The organism is Thermocrispum sp., from assembly GCF_002919275.1.
GTDB classification, from domain to species: Bacteria; Actinomycetota; Actinomycetes; order Mycobacteriales; family Pseudonocardiaceae; genus Thermocrispum; species Thermocrispum agreste.
Genome location: NZ_PKFA01000002.1, coordinates 98199 through 117795, shown reverse-complemented (window position 1 = coordinate 117795; position 19597 = coordinate 98199). Strand labels below are relative to the sequence as shown.

Genomic DNA, 19597 nt, shown 5'->3' with positions numbered 1-19597 from the left:
ACCGCGACCCCGGCCTTCTCACCATTCGAGTACGAAGGTCGTCCCCCGAGGTGGACCCTGCTTCAGCCCGCCGCCTGGGCCGCGCCGACCTCGTAGCGCGCCTGCACCCGCGAGGAGTACCACACGGTCCACACCGACAGCAGCGCCACTACTCCGAGCAACATCACCAGGCTCAGCGCGACCATCACGTCGGCGGGCACCAGGTAAACCAGCAGCACCCGCAGCGCCGCCTCCACCAGCAACGCGACCCCCCACACGGCGGTCATCAGCACGAAGGCGCGGCGGAATTGCGGGATGGACGCACACAACCGGTCGATCTCCGCACGGTGCGCCTGCGACGAGCCGGCCCGGGCCACGACCAGCACGAGCGGCTTGCTGGTGAAGCAGCTGACCAGCAGGATCACCGCCGCCGCTGCGACGCTGAACGACTCCTTCACCAGGAGGAACTTCTCGTCGCCCGAGATGAACGTGAGCAGCAGGCCGACCCCGAGTACCGCGGCCAGCAACGCGGCGAATCCGTCGAACGAACGCTTCAGCACGGCGACGAAGGCCAGCCGGGCTGCCGCACAGATGGCACCGGTCAGCAACGCGAGACGCTCGTCAGCACCGGCCAGGCGCATGCCGTAGTACACCGCCAGCGGGAAGCCGGCGTCCCACACCAGCAGGGTCAGCAGCGGCTTGGCGTCGGAGTTCGCGCCGCTCATTGCTGCACCCGCTGCTCGACCGACGAGACGAACTCGAGCACGCGCTCGTTCACCTCGGTCGCGGACTCCCCGGCAATGGCGTGCGTGGCCGAGGGCCACAACTCGCACTGCGCGTCCGGGAGCAGCCGACGGGCACGCTCGAACGACTTCCGCGCGTCGTGCATGACGCTCCGGCCGCCCACCAGGACGAGCGTGGGCACACGGATGGACCGCAGCTGCTCGTCGCGGAACACGCGAGGCGTCGGCAACCCGATCCGGAACGTCCGCATCCCTTCTTCGATGACGGACGCGACCGGATCGTCGGCATCGACCTCCGCGCCGTCGGAGATCCACTCGATGAACGAGGGCCTCCCCCAGCGCCGGACCACGGGGAGCGCCGCCAAGGCGCTGCGCGTGACGAGGCCGACGGTGAACGGCGCGAAGGTCTGCACCGGCTCGATCAGGGTGAGCGAGGCGAGCCGGGACTGCTCGTGGACGGCGAAGTTCGCGGCCAGCCAGCCACCGAACGAGTAACCGACCAGGTGCGCACCCGACAGCTCCAGCTCCTCGAGCACCGTGGACAGCCACGCAGCCTGATCACGCGCGTTGCGGATGGGCGCGGTCTGCACACTGCGACCGGCTTCCCCGATGATGTCGATCGAGTAGACCGGGCCACCACGCTCGGCGAATGCCGCGAGGTTGGGTTCCCACATCACGGTGGCACCGGCCCGCCCGTGCAGCAGCACCATCGGCGACGGCCCGGGCTCGCCGAACCGGTAGACCCGAGCCGTCCCGAACGCCGTCTCGACATCGAAGTGCGCGGCGGCACGGGGCAAGGCGGCGAAGGCGCGTTCGTACACCGCGAAGTACTCCTCGCGCGCCTGGCTTGAGACGAATCCACTGAGCCCCATGCGTCCTCCCCATGTTTTTGCAATACGATCGGATTATAAAACGCCCTGCAGGTTTTTGCAAGCCGGTCGTATTGCGAAAGGGGTGGCGGATGCCCAAGCGCGTCGATCACGAGGAGCGCCGGCGGCTCATCGCGGCTGCGGTGCGGCGGATCGCGGCCGATCGCGGGCTGGAGGGGGTGAGCCTCGGCGAAGTCGCCGCCGAGGCGGGTATCTCCAAAGGGCTGGTGCAGCACTACTTCGCTTCCAAGGACGAGATGCTGCGCTATGCCACCGGCACGTTGCGCGAACAGGTGGACCGCCGCGTCGGTACCGACCTGCCGGAAGGGCTTTCCGGCCTCCGAATGCTCCTGCTCGCGCTGCTCCCCCGTGACGCGGCGAGCAGAACGGATGCGCTCGTGGGCAATGCCTTCTTCGTGCGGGCGCTCAAGGATCCGGTCATCGCCGAGCGCTTCCGCACCGGGCACGAACAGCTTCGCCACGGCGTCGCCGCGATGATCTCCACCGCACAGCAGGCGGGTGAGCTGAACGCGGACTGCGATCCGGTCACCGAAGCCGACCTGCTCATCGCGGTGGTGACCGGATTGATCGATGCGATCCTGCTCGGCCATCGGACGATCGAGGAAGCCGAACGCCTGATCGATCATCAGCTTGCCCGCCTCGCCGCGCAGTGACACCGCGAGCGCCCGCCTCACCTTCTCGGGAACCGCCGTGGACGCGGCAGCGACACAGCGAAACCCCGCCAGCACTCACCCTCACGACAGCGAATCCCGGGTCCGGCGGCGAACACCCGGCGGCCGGAGGAGACGACGTGCCCCGGCCCATCCGGCCCGCTGTGCTCGGTCTCCGAGCTGGCGAGATGCCCGGACGGTCGGCAGCGCAGGCAGCGGTGGCGAGACACCTGGACAGCCCGGCAGCACAGGAAGAGCTGCGACGGAGTGACACCACTTCGCGCAGATCAAGCCACGGCCGCGGGTGCAGTAGCCGCGGCGCAGCGGCCGATGCCGCAGAAGAGCAAGTACTGCCACAGCCACGGACGCAGGAGCCACGGCCCTCGGACGGCCGTGGCCGTGGTAGTCGGCGCCACAGTTGCGGACACAGGGGCCGCGGACGCCCATCTCGACCTGGAAATCCACGACAGCGGGCGCACGGACGCGCGCGCAAGGGCAGCCCTGATCATGGTTGCCTCAAGGCCGGAGGCCTGAACGGACGACCTCGCCGCTGCCGAACGGTCCGTTCGCGCGGCCGCGCAAGCCGTACGTCGTACCGGCCGTCACACCGTCTGGTCTCGCCAGCGGAGAGTCACCATAATCGATGCTTGCTGCCCGATCGGGCGACAACTGGGGTACCGTTCAGACAACGTTGTCATAGCCGCCCCGGGGTGTGACGAAAGACCCCTTGTCGTCCTCGTCCGATGCGCTACCGTTCGTCCGATGACAACGTTGCCGTCGAAAGAGGTCTTGCGCCGATGATGTCCGCCCGCCCGACGATGAAAGACGTCGCGGCACTGGCCGGTGTCGGCTTGAAGACCGTTTCGCGCGTGGTCAACAACGAAGGGTCGGTCAGCCCGGACACCGCGGAGCGAGTCCATGCGGCCATCGCCAAGCTGGGCTTTCGACGCAACGAAGGCGCGCGCCTGCTGCGCCAGGGCCGCACCGCGTCCATCGGACTGGTGCTGGAGGACGTCGCCGACCCGTTCTCCTCCATCCTGACCAGGGCCGTGGAAGAGGTCGCCCGCCGGCACGACTCGCTGGTGTTCGCCGGTTCCTCCGACGAGGACCCGGTGCGCGAGCGCGAGCTGACCCTGGCGTTCTGCGCCCGCCGGGTGGACGGGCTGATCATCGTGCCCGCGGGCGACACCCACAGCTACCTGGTGCCGGAGATCATGGCGGGCACGCCCGCGGTGTTCGTCGACCGTCCCCCGCAGGACATCGACGCGGACACGGTGCTGGTGGACAACGAAGGTGGCGCCCAGACGGCGGTCGAGCACCTGATCGCCCACGGCCACCGGCGCATCGCCTTCCTCGGCGACGCCCCGTCGATCTTCACCGCGACGGCACGGCTGGCCGGCTACCGGGCCGCGCTGGAAGCCGCCGGCCTGCCCTACGACGAGTCGCTGACCCATCTCGCGCCGCCGACGGCCGAGGCGATCCGTCACGCCTTGGCGCGCGTGCTGGCCGGGCAGGACCCGGCCACCGCGTTGTTCTGCGGCAACAACCGCGTGACGGTCCAGGTTCTTCGCGAACTTGCCAAGCGCCCCGAACGGCCCGCCCTGGTGGGCTTCGACGACTTCGAGCTCGCCGACGTGCTGCAGCCGCCGATCACGGTTGTGGCACAGGATCCTGCCGAATTGGGGCGCACCGCCGCCGAGCTGTTGTTCGAGCGGCTGGGCGGAGACCGGCAAGGACGTGCGAAAACGGTTCGGTTGCCCACGCGGTTGATCCCGCGCGGGTCCGGTGAGTTGCCGATTGCACGCGGCAACGGGACGTGACTACCGTCCACATCCAATGTGAAGGGAAGCGAGGAGGCTTCACCATGAAGCTCAGAGCGTTGATCGCGGGATTGTCCGCAGTCGCGCTGGCGTTCACCGCGGGCTGCGGCGGTGACGACGGCGACGACACCAAGGACGTCGAGGTGTTCACCTGGTGGGCAGACGGCAGTGAGAAAGCCGGCCTGGACGCCCTGGTCGCGGAGTTCAACAAGCAGCACCCCGATCTGAACTTCGTCAACGGTGCCGTTGCCGGCGGCGCGGGCAGCAACGCGAAGAACGTGCTGGCCTCCCGCCTGCAGCAGCAGGACCCGCCGAGCACCTTCCAGGCGCACGCGGGCGCCGAGCTGCTCGACTACATCGAGGCGAACCAGATCCAGGACATCTCGGCGCTGTACGAGGAGTACGGCTGGAACGACGTCTTCCCGAAGGACCTGATCGAGCTGCTCACCGTGGACGGCAAGATCTACTCGGTCCCGTCCAACGTGCACCGAGCCAACGTGGTGTGGGCCAACCCCGAGGTGCTGAAGAAGGCGAACATCGGTGAGGAGCCTGCCAAGGACCTCGACGAGTTCATCGACCAGCTGGAGAAGCTGAAGAAGGCCGGCGTGGACACGCCGCTGTCCATCGCCACCGACTGGACTCAGGTGCACCTGCTGGAGACGGTGCTGATCGCCGACCTGGGGCCGGAGAAGTACATCGGCCTGTGGGACGGCTCGACCAAGTGGGACGGGCCGGAGGTGCGCAAGGCGATCGACCACTACGCCACGCTGCTGTCCTACACCAACACCGACCGGCAGAACCTGGATTGGCCGGACGCGACCAAGATGGTGATCGACGGCAAGGCCGCGTTCAACATCATGGGTGACTGGGCAGAGGCGGCCTTCCAGGAAGCCGACAAGGAATGGGGCAAGGACTACATCACCTACCCCGTGCCCGGCACCGACGGCGTGTTCGACTTCCTCGCCGACTCGTTCACCCTGCCGGTGGGCGCGAAGAACGAGGAAGGCACCAAGGCGTGGCTGCAGACCGTGGGCAGCGCCGAGGGTCAGAAGGCGTTCAACATCAAGAAGGGTTCGATTCCGGCCCGCACCGACGCCAACCCGGACGACTACGGCGAGTACCAGAAGACCGCCATCGAGTCCTACAAGAACGACACCATCGTGCCGTCGCTGGCGCACGGTGCCGCGGCGTCGGTGAAGTGGTCGACCGCCATCACCGAGGCGGTCAGCAGCTTCTCCGCCAACAAGGACAAGGCGAAGCTGATCGACGCCTTGGTGAAGGCAGCGGAAGACAACCAGAAGAAGCAGTAAGGGACGCTGAGTGTTCACCAGGATCAGGAGCTGGGGTCCCCCCGTCCTGCTGATCGCCCCGACCTTGATCCTGCTCGGCATCTTCGTCTACGGGCTGATCGGTGCCGGGGTCTGGACCTCGCTGACGGACAACGTCCGAGGCCAGACCACCGGCACCGTCGGCCTGGAGAACTACGAGAACCTGTTCAACGACGACACGTTCGTCTACTCGCTGCGCAACGTGGCGATGTACACGGGCGCGTTCGTCGCAGGCACGCTGTTCTTCGGGTTCCTCTGGGCGTGGTTGCTGGAGCGGGGCGCGCGCGGCGAGGGCATCTTCCGCGCGGTGTACCTGTTTCCGATGGCCGTTTCGTTCGTGGCCTCCGGTGTGGTCTGGCGGTGGTTGCTCAACAGCAACACCGGGGAGCAGGCCAGCGGGTTGAACCGGCTGTTGGACATGGTCGGGCTCGGCTTCCTGCAGGGCCAGTGGTGGACCCACGAAGGGTGGGGCATCTTGGCCATCGCGATGCCTGCCATCTGGCAGCTGTCCGGCTACGTGATGGCGCTGTTCCTCGCCGGCTTCCGGGGCATCCCGGAGGAGTTGCGTGAGGCTGCCCGGGTCGACGGGGCCACCGAGTGGCAGCTGTACCGGCACGTGCTGTTCCCGCAGCTGTCGCCGGTCGCGCTGTCCGCGGTGATCATCATCGGCCACATGTCGCTGAAGGTGTTCGACCTGATCATGGCGGTGGCCGGACAGACCAACTACACCACGCAGGTGCCCGGTACCCAGATGTGGCTGAAGTACACCAGCGGCGAATGGGCCGAGGCCGCGGCGATCGGCACCGTGCTGCTGCTGGTGGTGGCCGTGCTGATCGTGCCGTACTTGATCAGCACCTACCGTGCGGAGCGTCGCCGATGACCACCACCGTGCTCGAAGACATCAAGCCGAGGGTCGACGGGAAGGCAAAGAAGCCGAAGACCAAGCCGGTGCGGCCGCCGGGCAGCAAGGGGCCGCGGGCGGCGGCGGTGCGCACGATCCGGTACGCGCTGCTGCTGTTCTTCACGGTCGTCGTGCTGATCCCGGCCTACGTGCTGCTGGTCACCAGCTTCAAAAGCGGTGCCGAGGTGTCGCCGGACACCGCGTGGGCACTGCCGGAGAACTGGGACACCTCCGGCTGGGAACGCGCCTGGGAACGGCTCAGCGACTCGCTCGGACGGACGTTCCTGCTGGTCGTCCCGGCGGCGCTGCTGTCGTCGGTGCTCGGCTCGATGAACGGGTTCGTGTTGTCCAAGTGGCGTTTCCGCGGCGCCGACCTGGTCTTCACGCTGATCCTGTTCGGCATGTTCATCCCGTACCAGGCGGTGATGATCCCGCTGGTCGAGGTGATCGACACGATGGGATTCGAGCGGGGGATCCCGTCGCTGATCTTCATTCACGTCGTCTACGGGTTGCCGATCTGCACCCTGATCTTCCGCAACTACTACGCATCCATCCCGACGGAAGTCATCGAGTCGGCCAAGGTGGACGGCGCGGGCATGCTGCGCACGTACTTCTCGATCGTGCTCCCGGTGTCCATCCCCGGCTTCGTGGTGACGATCATCTGGCAGTTCACCTCGGTGTGGAACGACTACCTGTTCGCGATGTTCTTCTCCAGCGCGCAGAACGGGCCGGTCACCATCGGGCTGAACTTCCTCGCCGCCGGGCAGCTGCAGGACTATGCGGCGTCCATGGCGGGTGCGCTGATCGCCTCCGCGCCGACGCTGCTGGTCTACATCATCCTCGGCCGGTGGTTCGTGGGTGGCCTGATGGCCGGCTCGGTCAAGGGCTGACCCTCCGCGATCACCCGGCGACATGACGACCGGCCCTGGCGGGAGTTCCCGCCAGGGCCGGAGTCTTTTCGGGGACGGGCACCGGTGGACGCGGCGCATATGGGATCGGCCCCACGCCAGTGCTCACACGTGAGAGCGGCTTCGACGATCCATGGCGGACCCCGGTCCGGCACATGCCTGCCATGGCGGCCGGTGCCGGATTGCGCCCGGCCGCGGCACGGTCTTTCGGATCCGCACGACCGGGGACCCGCTGCCGCCGCCACAAACCAGACCCGACGGTGGCGCACGACACCGGCCAGGCGGAGTCGGCCGACGCCATCCACGCGGGGCGTGCGGTACTGGAGTACGCGGGCACCGTCCGGAGATCGACGGCAACCCGAGCCTGGTCGGGGTGCGGTACTGGAGTACGCGGGCACCGTGCTGCCCATGGGCCGACGCCATCCACGCGGGGGGCCGCCCGCCGGATGAGCGACATCGAGACCGCCACGCGGTTGTCGACCGGTCCCGCACGACGCACTCCGGCGCTGTGCCGATCTACCCGACCAAACGGGCTGGGGCCGTGCGGCACGACCCCAGCCCGCCGCGGGCTCAGCTCAACAGCACCGTGCGCCGGGCTGCGCCAGCCGCTCGTGGCGGATGCGCTCGTACTCCCGCCTGCTCGGCACCGGTTCGTCCGGGTGCAGCCGCTTCCGATGCTCCACGAAGCGGTCGTACTCGGTCTCCCCGGTGAGCTCGGCCAGGTACCAGCGCACGCCGCGCAGTGTCCGGCGTAAACGCCGCCAGGCCGCCGTCATGACGAGTCACCGTCCTTGCCTGCCGAACCGCCGGAGCCGTCGTCCGTACGCACCCCGGACCCGTTGGGCGGGGCGCCGATCGCGGCCAGCTGCTTCTTCTCCTCCGCCGTCGCGAACAGACCGGACGGAGCGACGATCTTCGACTCCTGCCACGGCTCCTCGGTCGTGGGCAACGGCTCCGGCGAGCGCACCGCACGCCAGCACACCACCAGCGCGTTGCCGATCACCACCACGACCAGCAGGGCGAACAGCGCGGCCAGGACACCGTCGACCGTGGAGTTGGTGACGATCGTGGACATGTCGTCCAGGTCCTTTGCCGGGGCCAGCACCTCGCCGCGCTCGAGCGCCGCCGCGTACTGGTCACGCTGGGCGAAGAACCCGATCTTCGGGTCGTCGGAGAACACCTTCTGCCAGCTCGCCGTCAGCGTGACCGCGGCGTCCCACGCCAGCGGCACCGCCGTCACCCAGGCCCACTTGAGCTTGCCGCTCTTGACCAGGATCACCGTCGCCACGGTCAGCGCGATCGCGGCGAGCAGCTGGTTGGCGATACCGAACAGCGGGAACAACTGGTTGATGCCGCCGAGCGGGTCGGTGACACCGGCCCACAGGAAGTAGCCCCAGGCGGCCACCACCACGGCGCTGGTGAACCACAGGCCCGGCTTCCAGGACACCCGGCCGAGCGGCTTGTAGATGTTGCCCAGGGTGTCCTGCAGCATGAACCGGCCGACCCGGGTGCCCGCGTCGACGGTGGTCAGGATGAACAGCGCCTCGAACATGATCGCGAAGTGGTACCAGAACGCCCGCATCCCTTCGCCGCCGAAGACCTGGGCGAAGATGTCGGACATGCCGACGGCCAGGGTCGGTGCGCCACCGGTGCGGGACACCAGTGACTCCTCCTCCACCGCCGCGGCCGCGGCGTCGAGCTCCGCCGGGGTGATCACGAACCCGAGGCTGTTGACGAACTCGGACGCCGATTGCACCGCTCCGCCGGTGACGCCCGCCGGTGAATTCATGGCGAAGTACAGGCCCGGGTCGAGGATGCACGCGGCGATGATCGCGGCCACCGCCACGAACGACTCCATCAGCATTCCGCCGTAGCCGATGAGCCGGACCTGGGACTCCTTCTCGATCATCTTCGGCGTGGTGCCGGACGACACCAGCGCGTGGAACCCGGACAGCGCGCCACACGCGATCGTGATGAACACGAACGGGAACAAGTCGCCGGAGAAGACCGGCCCGATCTCGTCGAACGCGAACTTGGACACCGCGTCCGCCTGCAGCACCGGTGCGGCGATCACCACGCCGATGGCCAGCAGCACGATCGTGCCGATCTTCATGAACGTCGACAGGTAGTCACGGGGCGCGAGCAGCATCCACACCGGCAACACCGACGCCGCAAAGCCGTAGACGACCAGGAACAGCGTCAGCGTCTCCGGGTCGAACGTGAACGCGCTCGCCCACGACGACTGGGCCACCCAGCCACCGGCGATGATCGCCAGGATCAGCAGCGCGACGCCGATCACCGACGTCTCGATCACCTTGCCCGGCCGGACCACGCGCAGGTAGAAGCCCATGAACAGGGCGATCGGGATGGTCATCGCGATGGAGAAGGTGCCCCACGGCGACTGCGCCAGCGCGTTGACCACGACCAGCGCCAGCACCGCGAGCAGAATGATCATGATGACGAAGACGCCGAGCAGCGCGGCGACCCCGCCGACCACACCGATTTCCTCCCTGGCCATCTGGCCGAGCGACTTGCCGTTGCGGCGCATGGAGAAGAACAGGATCACCATGTCCTGCACCGCACCGGCGAAGATCACGCCGACGATGATCCAGATCGTCCCCGGCAGGTAGCCCATCTGCGCCGCCAGCACCGGGCCGACCAGCGGGCCGGCCCCCGCGATGGCCGCGAAGTGGTGCCCGAGCAGCACCCGACGGTCGGTCGGGTGGTAGTCGACGCCGTTGTTCAACCGCTCAGCGGGCGTCGCTCTGGTGTCGTCCACCTGAAGCACCCGCTTGCAGATGAACCGGGCGTAGAAACGGTACGCGATGGCGTACGAGCCGAGTGCCGCGCCGAGCAGCCAGATCGCGGAGATCGACTCACCGCGCGCCAGCGCGAGCACGCCCCAGCAGACGGCGCCCACGATGGCGACGGCCGTCCACGTGACTACCGACTTGAGTTTCATGGCGTGAGTCCTACTCCAGATCGGGCGTGCTGTTAAGAGCTGGGAACGAAAATTTTTCCCCAACCGATGAGTTCGCCGGGCTCGCCCGGTCTTCCTCGGTGAACCCGTTCCAGCCGACCGAGGAGGAAGCGATGAGTGCCGTGTTGGGTTCCATGCTGCTGTCCAGCGACGACCCGCAGCGCCTGTGCGCGTTCTACGCCGATGCCCTCGGCCTGGAGTCCGGCCGGTCGCCCGACGGGCAGTACAGCTTTCTGAACGTCGGCGGGTTCTTCGTGATGTTCGATCACCGCGACGACGTCTCCGGCCGCACCAAGGAGCCGGGCCGGGCGATCTTCAACATTCACGTCGACGACGTGCCCGAGGCGGCCGCCCGGTTCGAGAAGGCGGGCGCGACGTGGCTGGCGCCGCCGGAGGACCGCGACGGTTCGTGGTTCGCCACCGCGATCGACCCGGACGGCAACTACGTCCAGCTGATGCACGTCTCCGAGGAAGAGCGAGCGCGGATGGGCTGACTCATGACGGCGGTTTTGTCGCCGGATCGGGGTACTGTGTCCGGCATGTCCGCTCCCAGCATCGACGACGATTTCGTCCGGCTCGCCGACCCGTTCCGGCGCGAGCTGCTCGCGCACTGCTACCGCATGCTCGGCTCGGTGCACGATGCGGAAGATCTGGTCCAGGAGACGTACCTGCGGGCGTGGCGGGCTTACGACAAGTTCGAAGGCCGCTCGTCGCTGCGCACCTGGCTGTACTCCATCGCCACGCGCACCTGCTTGAGCGCGCTGGAACACAAGAGCCGCCGGGAACTTCCCACCGACGTGGCCGATCCGGAAACCAGCAGCAGCGCGGAGAAGCTGCAGCGCGGCGAGGTGCCGTGGCTGGAGCCCATCCCGGACGCGATGATCACCACCGACGAGACCGGTGACCCCGCGGCGGTGGTGGCCACCCGCGAGTACACCCGCCTGGCTCTGCTCGCCGCGTTGCAGCATCTCCCGCCGCGGCAGCGGGCGGTGCTCATCCTGCGCGACGTGCTGCGTTGGTCGGCGGCCGAGGTCGCGGAGGTGCTGGACATCAGCGTGGCGGCGGTGAACAGCCTGCTGCAACGCGCGCATGCGCAACTGGAACGCACGGCCCCGTCACCGGACGAGCTCGACGAGCCGGACGAGGCCGGACAGCGCGAGCTGCTGCAGCGATACGCCAAGGCGTTCGAGACCTACGACGTCGACGAGATCGTGCGGCTGTTCACCGACGAAGCGGTGTGGGAGATGCCGCCGTTCCTGAACTGGGTGCAGGGCGCGAAGCGGATCGGGGAGCTGATCCGTACCTACTGCCCGGCGAAGCGCCCTGGCGACATGCGCATGGTGCCGACCAGGGCGAACGGTCAACCGGCGTTCGCGCTGTACATGCGGGACCAGGAGGACGGCACGTTCAAGGCGTTCCAGCTGCAGGTGCTGGATCTCGGCACGGACGGCGTCCGGCACGCGTACGTGTTCTTCGACGTGTCGTTGTTCGAGCTGGGCGGCCTGCCCGCGGTGCTTGACTCGGTCGAGCAGGACGCCGGCCGCTGATGGCGGGCGCCCCTGGAGTTCAGTCGCTGTCCGGCGGCATGGAGCTGCTCGAACGCGCGATCAGCTACACCGTGGGCACGTTCGGCGCCGTCACGCCGGATGTGCTCACGGCGGCCACCCCGTGCCGGGAGTGGTCCGTGCAAGACCTGCTGGATCACCTCAACGACGGGATGAGCGCCCTCGGCGAGGCGTTCGACGACGGGTGGGTGCACGTCGATGCGGACCTGCAGGACCGATGTCCGCTCGACGTGCTCAGGGAGTCGGCGCGGGCCTTGCTCGCCATCATCGCCGAGCGGCGCGCGGGGGTGCCGACGGTGGACATCGACGGACGGGAGATCGCCGGGGCGGTGGTGGCTGTCACCGGGGCGCTGGAGCTTGCCGTGCACGGCTGGGATCTCGCGCAAGGTTGCGGAGCACCCAGGCCGCTGCCGGACGGGCTGGCCGCCGATCTGCTACGGCTGGCTCCGCTGCTGGTCACCGACGAGGACCGGCCAGGCCGGTTCGCCGACCCCGTGCCGGTGCCCGCGGCCAGCTCGTCTTCGGACCGGCTGCTCGCCTGGCTGGGGCGCGAACCCTGAACCGCACCCGGACGTGGCGTCAGGAGGCGTCCGTCCTCACGCCCCGGCGTGCGCGAACGTCCGGCGATACGCCTTCGGGGAGACCCCGACGATGCGCTGGAAGTGGTGCCGCAGCAACGCCGCACTGCCGAAACCGACGGCCGCAGCGACCTCCTCCACCGGCAGGTCCGACTCCTCCAGCAGCCGCCGCGCGTGGACGACCCGCTGCACGGTGAGCCACTTGTTCGGCGTCGTGCCGGTCTCGGCCACGAAGCGGCGCGCGAACGTCCGCTCCGACATTTGTGCGCGCTTGGCCAGGCTGCTCACCGTGTGCGGCTCGGCGAGGTTGTCCAGCACCCAGTCCAGGATCGGCTGCAAGCTGTCGCATTCCGCGGGCGGCACCGGCTGCTCGATGAACTGCCGCTGACCGCCGTCCCGGTGCGGGGGCACCACCATGCGCCTGGCCACCGCCACCGCCGCGGCCGAGCCGATCTCACGGCGGATCAGGTGCAGGCAGGCGTCGATGCCTGCGGCCGTCCCGGCGCTGGTCACCAAATCCCCGTCGTCGACGTACAGCACGTTCGGGTCGACGTCGGCTTCCGGGAAGCGCGCCATGAACTCGGCCACATACCGCCAGTGGGTGGTGCACTTGCGGCCGTCCAGCAGGCCCGCCGCGCCGAGGATGAACGCCCCGCTGCACACCGACATCAACGTCGCTCCCCGCGCGTGTGCGGCCCGCAGGGCCTCCAGGACGGCAGGCGGGTACTCGTCGCGGACGGTCGCAGCCGGTACGACCACCAGATCGGCGTCGACCAGCTCGTCCAGCCCGCACTCCGGAATCAGCCGCATCGGCATGCTGGTCGGCACCGGCTCACCGGGGCGCTCGGCACAGATGCGGAAGTCGAACAGGGGCACGCCTTCTTCCCGCCGGTCGATCCCGAACACCTCGCACACCACACCGAGTTCGAACGGGGCGACGTGGTCGATGACCACCGCGGCAACGCTGTCGAGCATGGCCGCCAGGGTATGTGGCAGAAAGTTTGCGCACAAGGTCAGTTCTGCCACTGGTGGCAGTATTTTTCTGGTCGCAAACTTAATGCCATGGAACTCGTGATCGCATTGCTCGTGGTACTGGCACCGTTGATCTACTTGGCATGGCGCAGCCCGCGGTCGTCCGAGCCGGGGCCGCGACTGTTCGGCAGCGTGGCATTCGAAGACCGGGACATCGAGCGGGTGAGGCAGGAACTCGTCCGTTGAGCGCCCGATGGAGGCAGCGCGGCCGGCCCGCCGGCCACGACTCGTCCGCCGTCAGAGCTCACCCACGTCGACGACCCGGACGACCGCACACCCGGCCTCGTCGGAGGCCGCCAGATCGACCTCGGCGGTGATCGCCCAGTCGTGATTGCCGTCGGGGTCGTCCAGTGTTTGCCGCACCGTCCAGCTGTCCGACCCCTTCTCGATCGAAAACAGCGCGGGCCCGCGCGCGTCCGGGCCGGTACCGATCGAGTCGTACTCGGCGAAGTAGTCCGCCAACGCCTCCTCCCATGCGTCGGCGTCCCAGCCGCTGTCCGAGTCCAGCGCGCCCAGCGCCTCGTAGTCCTCCCGCGCCGCCAGCTCGACCCGGCGGAACATCTCGTTGCGCACCAGCACCCGGAAGGCCCGCTCGTTGCCGGTGACCGGGCGCGGCGCGCTCGGCTCCGGCCGCTTCGCCTCGCCCTCCTCCAGCGGATGGCGCAGCGCCTCCCACTCGTCCAGCAGGCTCGAGTCGACCTGCCGCACCAGCTCGCCGAGCCATTCGATGAGATCCAGCAACGGCTCGGTCTTGTCGTCGTCCGGCACGGTGTGCCGCAGCGAGTCGTAGACGTCCGACAGGTACCGCAGTACCAGGCCTTCCGAGCGGGCCAGCTGGTAGAAGCTGATGTACTCGGTGAAGGTCATCGCCCGCTCGTACATGTCCCGCACCACGGACTTCGGCGACGGCTGGGTGTCGGCCACCCACGGGTGCCCGCGCCGGTAAGTCTCGTAGGCGGCCATGATCAGTTCTTCCAGCGGCTTGGGATAGCTGACGTCCTCCAGCAGCGCCATGCGCTCCTCGTAGTCGATCCCCTCCGCCTTCATCTCGGCCACCGCCTCGCCGCGCGCCTTGTACTCCTGCTGCACCAGCACCGGGCGTGGGTCCTCGACGGTCGACTCGATGATCGACACCACGTCCAGCGCGTACGTCGGCGACTCCGGATCCAGCAGCTCGATGGCGGCCAGCGCGAACGGCGACAGCGGCTGGTTGAGCGCGAAGTCGAACTGCAGGTCGACGGTCAGCCGCACCCGGCGGCCTTCCTCGTCCGGCTCGTCCAGCTGCTCGACCACGCCTGCGGTGCGCAGTGCCCGGTAGATCGCGATGGCCCGCAGAATGTGCTTCAGCTGACGGTTCCGCGGCTCGTGGTTGTCCTCCAGCAGCTTGCGCATCGCGGCGAACGCATCACCCGGCCGCGCGATGACGTTGAGCAGCATCGCGTGCGTGACGGTGAAGCTGGAGGTCAGCGGCTCCGGCTCGGACTGGATCAGCCGCTGGAAGGTCGACTCGGTCCAGTTGACGAACCCCTCCGGCGCCTTCTTCCGGACGATCTTGCGCTTCTTCTTCGGGTCGTCCCCCGCCTTGGCCAGCGCCTTGGCGTTCTCCACCACGTGGTCCGGCGCCTGCACCACGACGTAGCCGTCGGTGTCGTATCCGGCGCGACCGGCCCGCCCGGCGATCTGGTGGAACTCCCTGGCCTTCAGGTGCCGCATGCGCTCGCCGTCGAACTTGGTCAGCGCGGTGAACACCACCGTGCGGATCGGCACGTTGATGCCCACCCCGAGGGTGTCGGTGCCGCAGATGACCTTCAGCAGCCCCTCCTGGGCGAGCTGTTCGACCAGGCGCCGGTACTTGGGGAGCATGCCCGCGTGGTGCACCCCGATGCCGTGCCGCACCAGCCGGGACAGGGTCTTGCCGAACCCGGAGGCGAACCGGAAGTCCCCGATGGCCTCCGCGATGGCCGCCTTCTCCGCCTTGCTGCACACGTTGACGCTCATCAACGCCTGGGCCCGCTCCACCGCCGCCGCCTGGGCGAAATGCACCACGTAGATCGGCGCCTGACCGCCGTGCAGCAGCTCGTCGATCGTCTCGTGCAGCGGGGTCATGGCGTACCGGAAGGTCAGCGGCACCGGCCGCTCGGTCGACGTGACCACCGCGGTCTGGCGGCCGGTCCGGCGGGTCAGGTCCTTCTGGAAGAAGGACACGTCGCCGAGCGTGGCGGACATCAGCAGGAACTGCGCGTGCGGCAGCTCCAGCAGCGGCACCTGCCACGCCCAGCCGCGATCCGGGTCGGAGTAGAAGTGGAACTCGTCCATCACCACCTGGCCGACGTCGGCGTCCGGCCCGGACCGCAGCGCCATGTTGGCCAGGATCTCCGCGGTGCAGCAGACGATCGGCGCGTTCGGGTTCACCGCCGAGTCGCCGGTCATCATGCCGACGTTGTCCGCGCCGAACACCTCGACCAGGTCGAAGAACTTCTCCGACACCAGCGCCTTGATCGGCGCGGTGTAGAACGCGCGCCGGCCTTCCATCAGGTTGGCCAGCAGGAAGAAGTGCGCGCCCATCGCCACCAGGCTCTTGCCCGACCCGGTCGGCGTGGACAGGATGACGTTCGAGCCGGAGACCAGCTCGATGAGTGCTTCCTCCTGATGCGGGTACAGCGTCAGGCCACGGCCCGCCGCCCAGTCGACGAAAGCCTGGTAGAGCTCGTCGGGGTCGGCGGATCCGTCGAAACAGGGCAGGGCACGAAACAGAGTGGCGCGGGTAGCGGTCATCGTGTCTACACTGTGCCATCCAGGGGAATCAGGCCGACGAGGAGTTCATCCCGACGCGCAGCAAGCCCCGGCAGGCGACGATCGTCACCGAACCCGTAGGCTCACTCTCGCACATTCGCGCGCACCCGCGTTTGGAGCACCCGGAGGACGCAGTGGCAAGCGACATCATCCCGATCGAGCTCGGGCTGCCGCAAGGCGACCTGGTCACCCTCTGGGCGCCGCGCTGGCGAGAGGACGGCGAGGAGTGGGAGGCCTTCCTCGGCGACGACGAGGACCTCTACGCGTTCCCGGACGCCGCCCACCTGGCCGCGTTCGTCCGCACCGCCGAGCAGCACGACCTCATCGACCACCCGTCGTGGCACATCGTGCCCGCGCTCAACGTGCCCGAGCTGATCCCGGACGACGACCACTCCTACGACCTGGTCGGCGTGCCGGAACTGGTCGCCGAGGAGCCGGACTCGTGGACCATCGGCGAGCTGGCCGAGATCGTCAACATCGTCCGGTCGCTGGCCGACGTGTGCGGGCTCGACGAGGTCCACGAGGTGCTCGACGCGCACGAGGGCTTCTCGCTGCTGCCCCAGGGCAAGCTGCCGTTCACCGGCCGGGAAGGCGCCAAGCTGTGGGACGACCTGGCCACCGCGGTCGCCGAGAAGTGGGACATCGTGCTCGACGCGATCGACGAGCTGGTGGTCGTCCCGGAGATCGACGAGGCGGCGCTGGAGGAGACCGCCGAGGAGCTGGCGGCCTTCCACGAGGAGTCGGCCGAGTCGGAAGCCGGCGTGGACGACGAGGTGCTCACCGCAGGCAGCGACGACATCGACACCGTCGACTCCGACGACGAGGACACCGACGACGAGCCGGTCGGCTTCTGGGGCGAGGTCGGCATCGACCCGATCAAGATCGTCACCCGCAACAACACCGAGTACTACACGCTGCGCTGCTACCTCGACGACGAGCCGGTGTTCCTGGGCAAGGACGGCAAGATCGACGTCTTCCCCTCCGCCCGCGCGCTGGCCCGCCAGCTGGCCGAGCCGAAGGAACTCGGCGACAACGACATGGCCGAGATGCCGACGTGGGACGACATCGTCGCCAAGGCCACCAGCGGCGAGCTGGAGGTCGACGTCACCGAGGACAACACCTACGTGCTGGCCGGGCTGGAGGACGACATCGCGGAAGGCCCCAGCGCGATCGACCCGAACCAGCTGGACCTGGCGGTCGAGCTGATCCTGGACGCGGCCGACTGGGCGGGCGACGACGCCCCTGCCGAGGCGCTGGCCGAATCGGAGAGCCTGGGCTGGCTGGTGTCGTTCGTGCTCCGGCCGAACGTGAACCGGCTCGAGCCGTCGCCGCCGTTCGACGACGAGGTGGCCGCCTGGGTCAAGCTGGTCAACGCGCTGGAGGACCGCTTCCAGGTGCACTGACCGGGCGCCGGGAGCAAGATTCGGCAACAGATCGGCAACAGATTCAGGCCGGCGTACTGCGCCGCCGTCGCGCGCGCATCCGGCCCTTCCCTTTCGGGGCGCCGACGCGCACGAGTGCGCAGTGTCCGCGCAAAATGGCTCGAGCAGTTGATCTTGCGGCCGGGCCCGGTTGCGTTCGGTGACCACATCCGCTTCGCGGCGCGCGGACCCGGTGCTCCCCACCCGCCGCGCGCCGCCGCGTCGCCAGGTCGAACGAGACCACCGAATGATCGTCACCGGCCGCTTCCCGTGCAGGTCACGGCGCATGTCCGGCCGTGGCGGCGGATCGCCCCGGGTGGGGCGAAGGGGACACGATCGGGTGTGTCACCATCGGCGTGTCGGCCCCAGGCAGCACCGCGCGAGCTGCCAAGATCAACACGTGCGGTGGCCGCCGCAACGGCCCACCGCCGACCACATCGGACCAGACGTGTCTCACCTTCGGCCGAAGGGTCACGACGGGCCGGTCGCAACGTCGCGGTGATCGGCTGACCTGCGCTGGTCCGATCTTGCCTGGGGGCGTGATCGGCAGCACGCGCGGTGTAGGTAATCTCTCAGCACCCCCTATCGCGCCGACGAAGGTCAACGCCGTGAACGAGAACTCGATTGCCCCGTCCTTCGACAAGATGCGCAACATGCTGGTGCGCGCTGCCGAAGTGCGGGAGAGCGAACAGCAGCAGATCTTTGACGCACTGGACGACATCTACGCCCGGCTGGCTCCGGTCGAGTCGCTGGGTGCGGTCCGCAAGCGCCTGTCCGAGCTGCCCGACCGCACCGAGGTCGGGGTGCTCGCCGAGCGCCTGGACGAGGCGATGTCGCGCCTGGAGGCGCAGGACAACGCCATTGCCGCGGTGACGCGAGCGATCGAGAACGTGGTGGACCGGCTCGCCAAGCCGTTCGCGCAGCTGGACGGCAGGCTGGACGGTGTGGCCGGCCGCTTCGAGGGCGTCCAGGGCAAGATGGAGGGCCTCGAGGACAAGCTGCAGAACATCCACCGCAGGCTGGACGAGCTGGACGGGCACCTGGACAAGCAGGACTCCCGGCTGGAGAACCTGCCCAGCACGGTGTACGGGATGGTGCGCGAGCGGATCGAGCTGGCCGAGAACACGCTCCGCGAGCGGCTCGACGCGGTCGACAACGAGGCCAAGGCGCGCACCGAGGCGTTGGAGGCCGAGCTCAAGGAGCAGCTGGCCGCATCGACCGAGACGCTGCGCAAGAGCGTCGACGACGCCGCCCAGGCGATCGACCCGACCGAGCGGCTGGACGCCATCACCGCGAAGCTGGACGCGCTCGCCACCGCCGTCGAGCAGCTGGGCAAGCGGCTCGACACGGTCGAGGAGAACGTCACGACCCGGTTCGGCGACCTGGACGGCATCGTCAAGGCCAAGTTCGCCAGCGTGGAGAACGCGGTGAAGGAGCGGCCGGACACCGAGTCGCTGGACGACCTGGTGCGCAGGCGCAACGAGGAGTCCGAGCGGCACATCGGTGCGCAGCTGGACGAGGCGATGGCCACGTTCGCCGAGCTGATGCTGGGCGGCCCGCCGCAGACCTCGATGATGCAGGCACCGCCGCCCCGCCAGCCGCGCCGCACCCGTCAGGCCAACGCGCGGCGCAACGGCGCGAAGAAGGAGGCCGAAGCCACCGCGGAGTGACCATGCGGGCGACGGCCACGTCGCCGAGCCCGGTCACCGAGACCACGACGACACCTCAGCCGTGGGAGCATCCCGCGGACGCCTCACCCAAGGCCCGCGCAGCCGTCAGCTGGCGGGCCTTTCGGCTGTCTGGGGCCGCGGCCACGGAGGCCGATCGCGCGCCCAGCACGAAGTGTGGCGCGGCACTGCAGGCTCAGTTCCTGACGGCTGTTTCGCCAACGACGTCAGCCACGACCACGCTCAGGCCGCTGGCGAGCTCCACGACAGATCCAGCGCGGCCGCTCACGGCGAACCGAGCGACGGTGTAGGCCGGAGCCCACGGGGGTCAATGACCGGCTG

At 68.7% G+C, this 19597-nt stretch carries 17 protein-coding genes; 11 read left to right on the top strand and 6 right to left on the bottom strand.

What is annotated here, in order from left to right; translation table 11 throughout:
* Positions 1-62 precede the first annotated feature (62 nt).
* Entirely contained in the window at positions 63-704 is a 642-nt protein-coding gene (locus tag CXP56_RS00700) for a VC0807 family protein (protein ID WP_038044864.1), read from the bottom strand.
* Positions 701-1594, bottom strand: a complete 894-nt coding sequence (locus CXP56_RS00695) for an alpha/beta fold hydrolase (RefSeq protein ID WP_028847304.1) — start codon at positions 1592-1594, stop codon at positions 701-703. The genes CXP56_RS00700 and CXP56_RS00695 overlap by 4 nt, the downstream gene beginning before the upstream one ends.
* A gap of 89 nt (positions 1595-1683) precedes the next feature.
* On the opposite strand from CXP56_RS00695, the gene CXP56_RS00690 reads away from it, so the two are divergent.
* From CXP56_RS00690 to CXP56_RS00670, 5 genes are all read left to right on the top strand, one after another.
* Entirely contained in the window at positions 1684-2265 is a 582-nt protein-coding gene (locus CXP56_RS00690) for a TetR/AcrR family transcriptional regulator (RefSeq protein ID WP_286899121.1), read from the top strand.
* An 815-nt stretch (positions 2266-3080) separates the two neighbouring features.
* Positions 3081-4082, top strand: coding sequence for a LacI family DNA-binding transcriptional regulator (locus CXP56_RS00685; RefSeq protein ID WP_286899154.1), 1002 nt, complete (start codon positions 3081-3083; stop codon positions 4080-4082).
* 44 nt (positions 4083-4126) lie between these two features.
* A complete protein-coding gene (locus CXP56_RS00680) occupies positions 4127-5392 on the top strand; it encodes an ABC transporter substrate-binding protein (RefSeq protein ID WP_028847307.1) in 1266 nt (421 codons plus the stop codon).
* 10 nt (positions 5393-5402) lie between these two features.
* Positions 5403-6290 carry a carbohydrate ABC transporter permease gene (locus tag CXP56_RS00675; protein WP_028847308.1) on the top strand — a complete coding sequence of 296 codons (888 nt, stop codon included), beginning with the start codon at positions 5403-5405 and terminating at the stop codon, positions 6288-6290.
* Positions 6287-7201, top strand: coding sequence for a carbohydrate ABC transporter permease (locus CXP56_RS00670; RefSeq protein ID WP_084609129.1), 915 nt, complete (start codon positions 6287-6289; stop codon positions 7199-7201). The genes CXP56_RS00675 and CXP56_RS00670 overlap by 4 nt, the downstream gene beginning before the upstream one ends.
* Positions 7202-7794: 593 nt before the next feature.
* Here the strand turns inward: CXP56_RS00670 and CXP56_RS00665 are convergent.
* Positions 7795-7995, bottom strand: coding sequence for a YbdD/YjiX family protein (locus CXP56_RS00665; protein WP_038044865.1), 201 nt, complete (start codon positions 7993-7995; stop codon positions 7795-7797).
* On the bottom strand, positions 7992-10181 hold the full coding sequence (locus CXP56_RS00660; protein ID WP_028847310.1) for a carbon starvation CstA family protein: 2190 nt from the start codon (positions 10179-10181) through the stop codon (positions 7992-7994). The genes CXP56_RS00665 and CXP56_RS00660 overlap by 4 nt, the downstream gene beginning before the upstream one ends.
* A gap of 131 nt (positions 10182-10312) precedes the next feature.
* Between CXP56_RS00660 and CXP56_RS00655 the strand changes: the two genes are divergently transcribed.
* The 3 genes from CXP56_RS00655 to CXP56_RS00645 are packed head-to-tail and all read left to right on the top strand — an operon-like array spanning position 10313 to position 12324.
* Entirely contained in the window at positions 10313-10693 is a 381-nt protein-coding gene (locus CXP56_RS00655) for a VOC family protein (protein WP_028847311.1), read from the top strand.
* A 45-nt stretch (positions 10694-10738) separates the two neighbouring features.
* On the top strand, positions 10739-11746 hold the full coding sequence (locus CXP56_RS00650; protein WP_156899157.1) for a sigma-70 family RNA polymerase sigma factor: 1008 nt from the start codon (positions 10739-10741) through the stop codon (positions 11744-11746).
* On the top strand, positions 11746-12324 hold the full coding sequence (locus CXP56_RS00645) for a TIGR03086 family metal-binding protein (protein ID WP_038044866.1): 579 nt from the start codon (positions 11746-11748) through the stop codon (positions 12322-12324). The genes CXP56_RS00650 and CXP56_RS00645 overlap by 1 nt, the downstream gene beginning before the upstream one ends.
* A gap of 36 nt (positions 12325-12360) precedes the next feature.
* On the opposite strand, the gene CXP56_RS00640 is transcribed toward CXP56_RS00645, so the two are convergent.
* Complete coding sequence (locus CXP56_RS00640; protein WP_028847314.1) at positions 12361-13317, bottom strand: helix-turn-helix domain-containing protein; 957 nt, start codon at positions 13315-13317, stop codon at positions 12361-12363.
* 87 nt (positions 13318-13404) lie between these two features.
* Between CXP56_RS00640 and CXP56_RS00635 the strand changes: the two genes are divergently transcribed.
* The gene (locus CXP56_RS00635; protein ID WP_156899158.1) at positions 13405-13560 is read left to right on the top strand and encodes a hypothetical protein; all 156 of its coding nucleotides are present in this window, start codon (positions 13405-13407) and stop codon (positions 13558-13560) included.
* A 51-nt stretch (positions 13561-13611) separates the two neighbouring features.
* On the opposite strand, the gene CXP56_RS00630 is transcribed toward CXP56_RS00635, so the two are convergent.
* Positions 13612-16149 carry a DEAD/DEAH box helicase gene (locus CXP56_RS00630; protein WP_051310081.1) on the bottom strand — a complete coding sequence of 846 codons (2538 nt, stop codon included), beginning with the start codon at positions 16147-16149 and terminating at the stop codon, positions 13612-13614.
* A 152-nt stretch (positions 16150-16301) separates the two neighbouring features.
* Here CXP56_RS00630 and CXP56_RS00625 point away from each other — a divergent pair, with 152 nt between their 5' ends.
* Positions 16302-17570: a SatS C-terminal domain-containing protein gene (locus CXP56_RS00625; protein WP_028847316.1), complete on the top strand. Its 1269-nt coding sequence runs from the start codon at positions 16302-16304 to the stop codon at positions 17568-17570.
* A gap of 662 nt (positions 17571-18232) precedes the next feature.
* On the top strand, positions 18233-19258 hold the full coding sequence (locus CXP56_RS00620; protein WP_286899153.1) for a coiled-coil domain-containing protein: 1026 nt from the start codon (positions 18233-18235) through the stop codon (positions 19256-19258).
* Positions 19259-19597: the final 339 nt, after the last annotated feature.

Coding starts and splice junctions, on each gene's coding strand:
- CXP56_RS00695 (WP_028847304.1), bottom strand. CDS start 1,594: ATGGGGCTCAGTGGATTCGTCTCAAGCCAGGCGCGCGAGGAGTACTTC.
- CXP56_RS00655 (WP_028847311.1), top strand. CDS start 10,313: ATGAGTGCCGTGTTGGGTTCCATGCTGCTGTCCAGCGACGACCCGCAG.
- CXP56_RS00685 (WP_286899154.1), top strand. CDS start 3,081: ATGAAAGACGTCGCGGCACTGGCCGGTGTCGGCTTGAAGACCGTTTCG.
- CXP56_RS00690 (WP_286899121.1), top strand. CDS start 1,684: ATGCCCAAGCGCGTCGATCACGAGGAGCGCCGGCGGCTCATCGCGGCT.
- CXP56_RS00640 (WP_028847314.1), bottom strand. CDS start 13,317: ATGCTCGACAGCGTTGCCGCGGTGGTCATCGACCACGTCGCCCCGTTC.
- CXP56_RS00635 (WP_156899158.1), top strand. CDS start 13,405: ATGGAACTCGTGATCGCATTGCTCGTGGTACTGGCACCGTTGATCTAC.
- CXP56_RS00670 (WP_084609129.1), top strand. CDS start 6,287: ATGACCACCACCGTGCTCGAAGACATCAAGCCGAGGGTCGACGGGAAG.
- CXP56_RS00680 (WP_028847307.1), top strand. CDS start 4,127: ATGAAGCTCAGAGCGTTGATCGCGGGATTGTCCGCAGTCGCGCTGGCG.
- CXP56_RS00665 (WP_038044865.1), bottom strand. CDS start 7,995: ATGACGGCGGCCTGGCGGCGTTTACGCCGGACACTGCGCGGCGTGCGC.
- CXP56_RS00660 (WP_028847310.1), bottom strand. CDS start 10,181: ATGAAACTCAAGTCGGTAGTCACGTGGACGGCCGTCGCCATCGTGGGC.
- CXP56_RS00700 (WP_038044864.1), bottom strand. CDS start 704: ATGAGCGGCGCGAACTCCGACGCCAAGCCGCTGCTGACCCTGCTGGTG.
- CXP56_RS00650 (WP_156899157.1), top strand. CDS start 10,739: ATGTCCGCTCCCAGCATCGACGACGATTTCGTCCGGCTCGCCGACCCG.
- CXP56_RS00645 (WP_038044866.1), top strand. CDS start 11,746: ATGGCGGGCGCCCCTGGAGTTCAGTCGCTGTCCGGCGGCATGGAGCTG.
- CXP56_RS00630 (WP_051310081.1), bottom strand. CDS start 16,149: ATGACCGCTACCCGCGCCACTCTGTTTCGTGCCCTGCCCTGTTTCGAC.
- CXP56_RS00620 (WP_286899153.1), top strand. CDS start 18,233: ATGCGCAACATGCTGGTGCGCGCTGCCGAAGTGCGGGAGAGCGAACAG.